Source organism: Hymenobacter jeollabukensis (assembly GCF_005771675.1).
GTDB classification, from domain to species: Bacteria; Bacteroidota; Bacteroidia; order Cytophagales; family Hymenobacteraceae; genus Solirubrum; species Solirubrum jeollabukense.
On record NZ_VAJM01000002.1, the window covers coordinates 446,940 to 458,093 of the forward strand.

The window sequence follows — 11,154 nt, forward strand, 5'->3', positions numbered from 1 at the left end:
GGAGTTACTTGTTTTTCAGCCTTCCAATCATTCCGTCATTCAATCATTGCCTACAGCAGCGTGCCCGACAGCACCGCCGTAGCCACCGAAAAGTAGATGATCAGTCCCGTCACGTCCACGAGCGTGGCCACGAAGGGCGCCGAGGCCGTAGCCGGGTCCAGGCCCAGGCGCTTGAGAATCATCGGCAGCATGGCCCCCGACAGCGCGCCCCAGAGCACGATGCCCAACAGGGAAATGCCCACTGTGACGGCAATCAGCCGCCAGTACTCGCCGAAGTAGCCCGGGTCGATGACGGTGGCCCAGAGGATGATGCGGGCCGCGCCCACCACGCCCAGGATGGCGCCCAGCGCCAAACCCGAGGCAATTTCGCGGCGCATCACCATCCACCAGTCGCTCAAGGTAAACTCGCCCAGCGACATGGCGCGGATGATCAGCGAGGTGGCCTGCGAGCCGGCATTACCGCCCGCCGAAATGATCAGCGGAATGAACAGCCCGAGCACGGCCGCCCGCTGCAAGTCGTCCTCGAAGTGGTGCATGGCCGAGGTGGTGAGCATCTCGCCCAGCAGCAGAATCACCAGCCAGCCCGCCCGCTTGCGCACCATCTGCCAGATCGAAGTGGCCAGGTAGGGCTCGTCCAGAGCTTCCGAACCGCCGAGTTTCTGGATGTCCTCGGTGTCTTCTTCTTCCCGGATGGCTAGGATGTCGTCAATCGTCACGATGCCGAACAGGACGCCTTCCTCGTTGACTACCGGCAGGGCCGTGCGGTCGTTGCGCCGGAACACGTCGATGACTTCTTCCTGGTCCTGCATGGCCTGCAGCCGCACGAAGCGGCGGTCCATCAGCTCGCTCACGCGCTGCTCGGGCTGGGCGAAGAGGAACTCGCGGATGCGGATGTCGTCGATAAGCACGCCGCGCTCGTCGATGACGTACACCACGCTCACCGTTTCGGAGCCCGAGCCGTGCTCCCGGATGTAGTCGAACACCTGCCGCACCGTCCACTCCTCGCGCACGGCGATGTAGTCGGGAGTCATCAGGCGGCCCACCGAGTACTCGGGGTAGCCCAGCAGCTCCAGCGTCACGCGCCGCTCCTTTTCCGAGAGGGTCTGAATCAGCTCCCGAACCAAGTCGTCGGGCAGAAACTCCAGCAGGGCGGTGCGGTCGTCCGGCGACATCTCGTTGAGAATGTCGGCAATACGCTCCTGCGAGAGGCTTTCGAGGAAGTGGCGCTGCACCTCCAGGTCCAGAAACTCAAACACTTCCGTAGCCCGCGTGAGCGGCAGCAGCCGGAAGATGATGAGCTGGTCCTGCTCCGTCCGCTTCTCAATCAGCTCCACCAGTTCCGGCGTGTCAAGACTTCGCAATAGCTTCTTGAGGCGAAACAAGTCGCGCTGTTCGAGCAGGTCCGGAATTTGGGCCAGGGCCAGTTGCTGTTGCGTGGTCATAAAACGGCGGCAATGAAGGTGTTTCGCTAGGCAAAACGGGTTTTGGTGAAAGGGCGCGCAAAAGTAGTTTTTGCCTCCCGGATTTGGAACGGGCCCGGCCGAATTCCGGCCCATTGCGGCCGATTTTTTTTAGGCTACCAACGGGCCGGCGGCGTGGGTTCTGCCGGCTCAACAGTGCCCCGCGCGTTTACGTGCGCCGCCGCCGCCCGTCGGGTCTCAAAAACCACTGATTTAGCCGCTGGCTGCCCAGCGGGACGACGGATTGTCGGCGGAGCATCGGAAGGGCAACGCGGTGGGAATCAGCTGCCCCCAGCGCCGGCCTTGTGGGGCACGGCCGGGCCGTACACCTGCTTACGCCGCCTTATTCGGCCCGGCCGCGTAGCTTTGGCCGCTGCCATGCCCGAGCCGGCGGTTTGCTCGCTTTCCGCGTTTTGCCTATGCCCCCAGTTCGTACCCTGCCCAAAGGCACCGCCCTGCTCCTCGGCGGCGGCGACGACGACGCGCTGCTGGCCTTGCTCTGCGAGCGGCTCTCGCCCCACGCCGGCCCGGTGGAAGTGGTAACCACCGCGGCCACCCGCTCCCCCGTCAAAACCGGCCGGGCCTACGTCGACGGGCTGCTGGAGCTGGGCTGCGGCCGGGCCCAGCACCTGCGCGTCGACGAGCACAACCCCGCCGACCGGCCCGCCACCCTGCGGCGCCTGCACCGCGCCGGCGCCGTGTTCTTCACCGGCGGCGACCAGGAGCGCATCACCGAGCACTGGCTGCACACGCCCGCGCTGGAGGTGCTGCGCCACCGCTTTCACCACGACCCGGCCTTCGTGCTGGCCGGCACCAGCGCCGGCGCTTCGGTGGTTTCGGCCAGCATGATCGTGGCTGGGCACGGGGCCCGCTCGCTCACCAAGGGCGGCATGCACACCGCGCCGGGCTTCGGCCTGCTGCCCCAAATGATTGTAGATCAGCACTTTGCCGAGCGCGGCCGTTTCGGGCGGCTGGCCCACGCCGTGCTGCAGCACCCGGCCGCCATCGGGCTGGGGCTGGGCCAGGAAACGGGCGTCATCGTTGAGGGCGGGCGGCACCTGCGGGTGTTCGGCGACGGGGTGGTGATGGTGGTGGACGGGCGGCAGGTGCGCAACGACAACCTGGGCCGCATCGGGCGCGGCGAGCCGGTGGCGGGCGAAAACCTGCATGTGCACCTACTGGTGGCCGGCCGCCGGCTGGACCTGCGCACCCGCCGCGTGCTGCCGGCCGAAACCGATGAAACGACCGATGAATCGGCCCGTCGCGAAGTTGAATGATCTACATACAGATAATGGTATTTTCACCAGCTTTGCGCCCGGTATAGTAATTACTCACTTTGAGTACTGAAATACTCGGCATGCCGCCTTGTTTGTTCGCGGCAACCCCCTACATTTAGCTCACACAACCCCCTTTTCCCTTTTTTCCTTTGGGTATGAACCTAAAACAACTACTCCTCGCCGGGGGCGCCCTGCTGGGAACCACCGTCGCACAGGCGGGCGGGTTCCAGGTTACGCTGGCCGGGCAGAAGAACAACGGCATGGGCGGCGTCGGCACCGGCCTGGCGCTGGACCAGGCTTCCATGTTCTACAACCCGGGTGCGCTGGCCATGGTGCGCGAGCGGGGCGTACAGATCGGCGTCAACGCGACGATGGCCCGCCAAGCTTTCCGCCCGCAGTACGCGCAGTACGGCTTCGACCGGCAGCTGGACAACACCGTGACCACGCCCTTCAACGTGTACGCCGGCTTCGGGCCCACCGAGGGCAAGTGGCGCGCGGGCATTGCCGTGTACACGCCCTTCGGCTCCAAGCTCGATTACGCCGATGGCTGGGAAGGCCGCTCCGCCCTGACGGAAATCGACCTGAAGTCCGTCTTCGTGCAGCCCACCGTGAGCTACGCCATTACCGATAAGCTCAGCGTGGGCGCGGGCCTGGTGGTGTTTGCCTACGGCGCGGTGAACCTGCAGCGTGACATTCCGGTGCAGAACGCCGGCAACGGGGAATTTGGCCACATCGAACTCGACGGCAAAGCCGACCAGAAAATCGGCTACAACGTGGGCGTGTACTACAAGCCCCTCGACAAAGTGAGCGTGGGCCTGAGTTACCGCTCGCAGATCGATGCTCACGTGAAGGGCGGCGACGTGACCTTCTCCAACCTGCCCAACAGTGCCGTGGTGGCCAGCCGCTTCACCGCCAGCAAGTTCGACGTGACGCTGCCGCTGCCCGCTACTTTCAACGTTGGCATCGGGGTGATGCCCAGCGAGAAGCTGACCATCGGCTTCGACGTGAACTACGCCCAGTGGAGCAAGTACAAGCAGCTGGAATTCACCTTCGACCAGCCGGTGAACGGCTCGACGACCAGCAGCTCAGTGCGCGACTACAAAAACTCGTTCACCTTCCGCCTCGGTGGCCAGTACAAGGTGACCGATGCCTTCACCGTGCGCCTCGGCGGCAGCCTCGACCAGTCGCCGGTGAAAGACGGCTACGTGACGCCCGAAACGCCCGACGCCAACCGCCTCGGCGCCACCGCGGGCCTGAGCTACAAGTTCGGTGAACATTTCGGCGTGGACCTCTCCACGCAGTTCATCAGCCTGAAAAAGCGCACTCAGACGCAGGAAGAACTGGTGGCCAATGGCACCACCGACCGCGTGGCCGGTACCTACAAGACGAACATCGTCATTCCGGGCATCGGGCTGAACTACACCTTCTAATACCAGACTTTCCGACGTTCATCCCATGAACACGCTTCAGAAATATTCCTCGTCGGCGCTGCTGTTGGGCCTCGGCCTGGCGGGCTGCCAGCCCGAAATGCACTCCCCCAAGTACGACCGGGGCACGGCCGACTTCTCCAAGTACGTTGCCGTCGGCAACTCACTCACCGCGGGCTTCAGCGACGGGGGCTTATACCTGGAAGGGCAGGTGTATTCTTACCCGAACATCCTCTCGCAGCAGTTTGCCAAAGTAGGGGGCGGGCCTTTCACGCAGCCGCTGTTTTCCGACGCCCAGTCCAACGGCTCGGGCTACCTGCGCCTGGCGGGCTTCACGACGGCTACGCCGCCTGATGAGCCCTCGCCCATCACGGCTAACGTGACGACGGGCCTGGCCGTGCGCGGCTTCTACACCCCGCCGCGGCAGACTACCCCGATTCCGCTGCAGATGCCTCCCCGCCCGCTCTACACCAAGATTACTGATTTCAACATCAACAACCTCGGCGTACCGGGCATCCGACTCTCAGATATCGAAACCGTGGGCTACGGCAGTCAGGCCGGCAACCCTTACTTCGAGCGGATTACGCCTGATGCGCAGGCGACCCAGACGTATTTGGCCCGGGTGACGGCATCGAACCCGACGTTCTTCTCCAACTGGCTCGGCAATAACGACGTGCTGGGCTACGCTACGGCCGGCGGTTACTCGAGCTTTATTACCTCCCCGACGGACTTCGCCGACAAGAACAGCAAGGTCATCGACGCGCTGACGGCGGGCGGTGCCAAAGGCATTGTCGCCACGATACCGGACGTGACCAACGTGCCCTATTTTACGACCGTTGGCCCGCGCTTCCGCGCCCAGCTGACGCGCCTGGGCTCCACGGGCTTTGTGGCCCTGACCGGCGCCGGCAGCACCCGCAAGCTTATTGCGCGCGACGACATCCGCAACGATACCGGCGGCCGCCAGCTGTTGACGCTGACGTCCTCGCCCTACCTCGGGCTGCTGGGTACAGTAGGGGGCAGATACTGGCGTGAACTGGCCATTTCGCAGCTGCGTAACCCCACCACCGGGGCCGTTAACCAGTTGGACTACCAAACGCTGCTGGGGGCACTGATCAGGACCGCCGCCGTGGATACGACGAAGGCATTCGGGACGCCGGAAAATCCGTTGCCCAGCGCGTTGATCCTGGATGATGAGGAACAGCAGCAGGTGTTGACGGCTACTGCTGCCTTCAACACGGCCATCCGCAGCAAAGCCGCTTCCAAGGGCTTGGCGGTGTTCGACTCGAATGCGTTCTTTTCGGGCGTAGCCCAGAGCGGGTTCATCACCAACGGCGTGAACAACACGGCCAGCTTCATCACCGGCAACCTGTTTTCGCTCGACGGCGTGCACCCCACGCCCCGCGGCTACGCGGTTATTGCAAACGAGATGATCAAGGCCATCAACGCCCAGTACGGCTCGACCATTCCCTTCGTCAACCCCAATGCCTACCGCGGCGTGCGCATTCCCTAGCGCCCATTGCCGTGTGGCATTTCAGAGCCCCGCGTTGCCTCGAGCAGCGCGGGGTTTTTTGTTGGCAGTGAAGTGATTATGACGGTTGGGGTAAATGGTTGAGCCTGCAAAAAGCGCCCGTGCTCTAACACGTAGATGTGATGCGGTGGGTTGATTTTCTGCTAAGGCTGCCGGACTGTCGGGCTGGGTATAACCTATTCGTGTCTGGGTAAAATTATGCGGCGTTTACCGGGCGGCGTAACATTGCACTACAATTCAACGCCACTTCCCAACCGCTATGAAAACGCTTCGTTTCCCCCTGCTGCTGGCCCTGACTGCCGCCACCTTGCTCACCGCCTGCGACAAAGACAAGGACAAAGAAACCGTCAAGCCCCAGACGCCGACCGAGCTGCTCGTGGGCAAGGACTGGAAGCTGACGGCCTGCACCGTGAGCCCGGCCAAGCCCACTACCGGCGGCCGCACGTCGACGGACTACTACAACGACTTCATGCCCAGCTACGACCGCGACGACCTGTTCCGGTTCGAGAAACCCAACACCTTCCGCCAGGACGAAGGCCCTACGCGCGCCCCCGGCAACACCACCCACCAGGCCTACAACGGTACCTGGTCGTTGACCGATAGCGACAAAGTGCTGCGCACCGAAGCCGAAGTACTGGGCAGCAGCAGCTACGACGTGCTCGAACTCAGCGAAAACACGCTGCGCACCTCTGGCTCGCGCACCGAGGGCACGACCCGCTACACCTACACGTACACCTTCGCCAAGCAGTAAATCTGGCCTCAGTTGCAGCTACGCCGCGCCCCGCCACTTGGCGGGGGCGCGCTCGTTTCCCGCTAGGTCATAGCGGCCGCTCCGTTAATCCGGGGCCACGTGGGCGGCAATGACACGGGCGTGGTGCCGGCCGTTTTCGATAAACCAGCGGCTGGTGTTCAGCCCGCCGCACACGGTGCCGGCCAGGTACACGCCGGGCCGGTTGGTTTCGAAGGTGTCCGGGTTGTAGCTGGGCGTGCAGGCCGCGTCGGGCTGGGTGCTGATGCCTAGGGCCGCCAGCAGGCGGTAGTCGGGGCGGTAGCCGGTGAGGGCGTACACGTAGTCGGCGGGCACGGTGAGCGGGCCCGCGGGCGTAAGCAGGTCTACCGCGCCGGGGCGGATGGCCTCGACGGTGGTTTGAAAGTGCGCCGTGATGCGGCCCTCGGCAATGCGGTTGAGCAAATCGGGCCGAATCCAGTATTTCACCGAGGCGCTGACTTCGGCCCCGCGCACCACCAGCGTGGCGTGGGCGCCGGCGCGGGTGAGGGCCAGCGCCGCCTTGGCCGCCGAGTTCTTGGCCCCGATGACGAGCACGCGTTGCCCGGCGTGCTGGTAGGGCTCCTTGTAGTAGTGGCTGACGTGGGGCAGGTCCTCGCCGGGCACGCCGAGCAGCACCGGCACGTCGTAGAAGCCCGTGGCCACCACCACGTACCGGGTGCTGATGTCGCCTTTGTCGGTCACGACGCGGTACTGGCCCGGCTCCCCTTCGAGCCGTAGCACCCGCTCGTAGAGGCGCAGGGGCAGGTTTTCGGCGCGGGCCACGCGCTGGTAGTAGTCGAGGCCTTCCTCGCGGTGAGGCTTGTAGTTGCTGGTCACGAAGGGGTGGCCGCCGATTTCGAGCAGCTCGGGCGTGGAGAAAAACTCCATGTTGGTGGGGTAGCCGATCAGCGAATTGACCAGCGCCCCTTTATCAATGACGACGACGCGCAGGCCGCGGCGCTGTAGCTCGATGGCGCAGGCCAGCCCGACGGGACCGGCCCCGATAACGACGGCGTCGGTGGCGGCAATGGCAGAAGCATCGGAAGGCTGCATACGGAAAGAAAAAAAGCCCGGAAGCGGGCCACGTTGGGCCAACAACCGGCGTATACCGGGGGAAGTTCGGCGGGCGCGGTAAAGAAATTCCGCGCCGGGTGTGGCCGCCGGCCGTAGCTTTGGCGGGCCATTGGGCGGCGCGGACCGGAGCCGCATACGCCGAGCGGCTTGCTTCCGTTGGTATACCGTATGAAACGCGCTACTGTTTTTGCCGCCCTGAGTTTGCTGGCGGCCTTCGCCTGCGAAAAAGACAACGAGCAACCCTTGTCGACCACCGAACTGCTGCTGGCCCGGGCCTGGCGCATCACGGCGGCCACCGCGCGGGTCAATGGCCGCACGGCCACCGACGTGTTTCGCCCGCGGGCCGACTGCGTCAAGGACAACACTTACCGCTTCGGCAACAGCAACGAGGTGGTGACCGACGAAGGCTTGCTGAAGTGCGCCACCGCCGACGCGCAGTCGACGACGGGGCGCTGGACGCTGGCCGACAGCACGCTGAGCGTCACCAATGCCACGGCCACCCGCAATTACAGCTTCACCGGCGTCATCCGCACCATCGACCGCACAACGTTGCTACTGGTAACCACTCAGCGGGCGGATACCGTCACGACGATAACCAAAACCACCTTCACGGCGCAATAGACCCGCGCCGACGCCGCCACGAAAAAGCCCGCCCATTCCTCAAGGAGTGGGCGGGCTTTTTCGTGGCAGCGCCGGCAGTTTAGTGGGCTTCCAGCCAGTTCGCGCCCGTCCCGATTTCCACTTCCAGGGGCACCTGCATGGGCAGGGCATTGGCCATCAGCTCCCGGATTTTGGGCTGAATGTGCGCCACCTCGTCCTTGGGCGCGTCGAACACCAATTCGTCGTGCACCTGCAGAATCATCTTGGTGCCCAGCTTTTCCTGCTCCAGCCAGTCGTGGATGTGAATCATGGCCACCTTGATGATGTCGGCCGCCGTGCCCTGAATGGGCGCGTTGATGGCGTTGCGCTCGGTGTAGCCGCGCAGCGTGGCGTTGCGCGAGTTGATGTCGCGCAGGTAGCGGCGGCGGCCCAGCAGCGTTTCGGCGTACTCCAGGTCGCGGGCCTTGCGGATGCTCTCGTCCATGTACTGCTTCACGGCTGGGAACTCGGCGAAATAAGCGTCGATCAACTCGGTGGCTTCCTTGCGGTTGATGTTCAGGCGCTGGGCCAGGCCGAAGGCCGAAATGCCGTAGATGATGCCGAAGTTGGCCGTTTTGGCCTTGCGGCGCATGTCTGAGTCCACCTGGTCCAGCGGCACCTTGAAGATTTTGCTGGCCGTGCTCTGGTGAATGTCGAGGCCCTGGCGGAACGACTCAATCATGGTTGGGTCCTGGGAGAACGAGGCCATGATGCGCAGCTCGATCTGCGAGTAGTCGGCCGCTACGAGCAGGTGGTCATTGTCGCGCGGCACGAAGGCGCGGCGGATTTCGCGGCCTTTCTCGGTGCGGATCGGAATGTTCTGCAGGTTGGGGTTGGTGCTGCTCAGGCGGCCGGTGGCGGCCACGGCCTGATTGAAGGAGGTGTGGATGCGGCCGTCCAGCTCGCACACCAGCTGGGGCAGCGCGTCGACGTAGGTGCTCTTGAGCTTAGTGAGCTGGCGGTATTCCAGAATCAGCGCCGCAATAGGATGCTCGGCGGCCAGCAGACTCAGCACTTCCTCGCCGGTGGCGTACTGGCCGGTTTTGGTCTTTTTGGGCTTGCCGCCGACCTGCAGCTTGTCGAAGAGCACCTCGCCGAGCTGCTTGGGCGAGCCGATGTTGAACGGCTCCCCGCTGATTTTGAAAATCTGCTCTTCCGTCTCCGTGATGTAGCCCTGCAGAATCCCGGAGTAGTCGGCCAGGGCCGAGGCGTCGATGCGCACGCCGGCGTACTCCACGTCGGCCAGCACGGGCACCAGCGGGTTTTCCACGTCGTTGAGCAGGGGCAGCAGGCCCTGGGCTTCCAAGCGGGGCTCAAACACGTGCTTGAGCTGCAGGGTCACATCGGCGTCTTCGCAGGCGTAGTCCTTCACCTCGGCGGGCGGGATGTCGCCCATGGTTTTCTGGTTTTTGCCCTTGGGCCCGATCAGCTCCAGAATGCTGATGGGGGAGTAGTGCAGGTAGGTTTCGGCCAGCACGTCCATGTTGTGGCGCATGTCGGGCTCCAGCAGGTAGTGGGCCAACATGGTGTCGAACAGGGGGCCGCGCACCGTCACCCCGTAGTGCTTGAGGATGCTCAGGTCGTACTTGATGTTCTGCCCGATCTTGCGCACGTTTTCCGCGTCGAAGAAGGGCCGGAACTCGTCCACGATGGCCTGGGCCGCTTCCACGTCGTCGGGGCCCCAGGGCACGGGCACGTAGTACGCCTCGCCCACGTGCCAGCTGAACGAGAGGCCCACCAGCCGCGAGGTCATGGTGTCGAGCCCGGTGGTTTCGGTGTCGAAGCTGACTTCCTTCTGCTTCACCAGGAACTGCACCAGGCTTTTGCGGGCGCCGGGCGTATCGACGAGGTGGTACTGGTGGGGCACGTCGCCCAGGGTGCGGCGCGAGCCCACGAACTCCGGCTCGTCCAGCTCGATTTCGTCGGCGTCGGCGCCCTCGGCGGCGCGCTGCACCGAGCCGTCGGCCGAGTCGAACAGGCCGGGGCCGCCGGGGCTGGCCACTTTGGGGCGGCGGGCGCCGCGGGTGCCGCCGGCGCTGCCGGGGGGCACGTTGCCGCGGCCCGCGCCGGCGTCGTCGAGGATGCGGGCGGCCAGCTGGCGAAACTCCAGCTCTTCAAACAGGGCCTTCAGGGCCGCGCCGTCGGGCTTTTCCAGGGCCAGCTCCTCGGCCCGGAACTCAATGGGCACCGAGGTGTGAATGGTGGCCAGCTCCTTGGACATCAGGCCCTGCTGAGCGAAGTTTTCCACGTTTTCGCGCTGCTTGCCCTTGAGCTGGTCGGTGTTGGCCAGCAGATTTTCCACCGAGCCGAACTTCTCAATCAGCGCCTTGGCCGTCTTCTCGCCGATGCCCGGAATGCCCGGAATGTTGTCGGAGGCGTCGCCCATCAGCCCGAGGATGTCGATAACCTGCTCCACGCGCTCCACGCCGAACTTCTCCTTCACGCGCTCCACGTCCACCACCTCGGCCGCGTTGCCCATGAAGGCCGGGCGGTACTGCTTCACGTGCTCGGTCACCAGCTGGCAGTAGTCCTTGTCGGGCGTCATCATGTACACCTCGAAGCCCTCCTTCTCGGCCTTGCACGACAAGGTGCCGATGACGTCGTCGGCCTCGAAGCCATCCACTTTTAGAATGGGAATGCGGAAAGCCGTGATAATCTGCTTGATGTAGGGAATGGCCACGCCGATGTCCTCGGGCATGGCCTGGCGGTGGGCCTTGTAGTCGGCGTACTGCTCGTGGCGGAAGGTTTTCTTGGCCGCGTCGAAAGCCACGCCGATGTGGGTGGGCTTTTCCTTCTGCAGCACTTCCACCAGGGTGTTGGTGAAGCCCAGGATGGCCCCGGTGTTCAGGCCCTTGGAGTTGATGCGCGGGTTTTTGCTGAACGCGAAGTGCGAGCGGTAAATCAGCGCGAAGGCGTCGAGCAGGAAGAGCTTGGGGCGGGCAGCGGTGTCGGACATAGCAGGAGCTAAGGTAGGCATTAG

8 protein-coding genes are annotated in these 11,154 nt (G+C 64.3%); 5 read left to right on the forward strand and 3 right to left on the reverse strand.

What is annotated here, in order from left to right:
- Positions 1 to 50 precede the first annotated feature (50 nt).
- Positions 51 to 1,442 carry a magnesium transporter gene (gene mgtE / locus FDY95_RS05990; protein WP_138075840.1) on the reverse strand — a complete coding sequence of 464 codons (1,392 nt, stop codon included), beginning with the start codon at positions 1,440 to 1,442 and terminating at the stop codon, positions 51 to 53.
- A 437-nt stretch (positions 1,443 to 1,879) separates the two neighbouring features.
- Here mgtE and FDY95_RS05995 point away from each other — a divergent pair, with 437 nt between their 5' ends.
- The 4 genes from FDY95_RS05995 to FDY95_RS06010 all read left to right on the forward strand — a co-directional run bounded on the left by FDY95_RS05995 (position 1,880) and on the right by FDY95_RS06010 (position 6,443).
- Entirely contained in the window at positions 1,880 to 2,737 is an 858-nt protein-coding gene (locus FDY95_RS05995; RefSeq protein ID WP_138075841.1) for a cyanophycinase, read from the forward strand.
- A gap of 155 nt (positions 2,738 to 2,892) precedes the next feature.
- A complete protein-coding gene (locus tag FDY95_RS06000) occupies positions 2,893 to 4,167 on the forward strand; it encodes an OmpP1/FadL family transporter (RefSeq protein ID WP_138075842.1) in 1,275 nt (424 codons plus the stop codon).
- 25 nt (positions 4,168 to 4,192) lie between these two features.
- Positions 4,193 to 5,674, forward strand: coding sequence for a hypothetical protein (locus FDY95_RS06005; protein WP_138075843.1), 1,482 nt, complete (start codon positions 4,193 to 4,195; stop codon positions 5,672 to 5,674).
- A gap of 277 nt (positions 5,675 to 5,951) precedes the next feature.
- Positions 5,952 to 6,443 (forward strand): hypothetical protein, encoded by a 492-nt coding sequence (locus FDY95_RS06010; RefSeq protein WP_138075844.1) that lies wholly within the window; start codon positions 5,952 to 5,954, stop codon positions 6,441 to 6,443.
- An 84-nt stretch (positions 6,444 to 6,527) separates the two neighbouring features.
- On the opposite strand, the gene FDY95_RS06015 is transcribed toward FDY95_RS06010, so the two are convergent.
- Positions 6,528 to 7,514: a YpdA family putative bacillithiol disulfide reductase gene (locus FDY95_RS06015; RefSeq protein WP_138075845.1), complete on the reverse strand. Its 987-nt coding sequence runs from the start codon at positions 7,512 to 7,514 to the stop codon at positions 6,528 to 6,530.
- Between the two features lie 189 nt (positions 7,515 to 7,703).
- Here FDY95_RS06015 and FDY95_RS06020 point away from each other — a divergent pair, with 189 nt between their 5' ends.
- The gene (locus FDY95_RS06020; protein ID WP_138075846.1) at positions 7,704 to 8,156 is read left to right on the forward strand and encodes a hypothetical protein; all 453 of its coding nucleotides are present in this window, start codon (positions 7,704 to 7,706) and stop codon (positions 8,154 to 8,156) included.
- Positions 8,157 to 8,235: 79 nt separating this feature from the next.
- On the opposite strand, the gene polA is transcribed toward FDY95_RS06020, so the two are convergent.
- The gene (gene polA / locus FDY95_RS06025) at positions 8,236 to 11,130 is read right to left on the reverse strand and encodes a DNA polymerase I (RefSeq protein ID WP_138075847.1); all 2,895 of its coding nucleotides are present in this window, start codon (positions 11,128 to 11,130) and stop codon (positions 8,236 to 8,238) included.
- Positions 11,131 to 11,154: the final 24 nt, after the last annotated feature.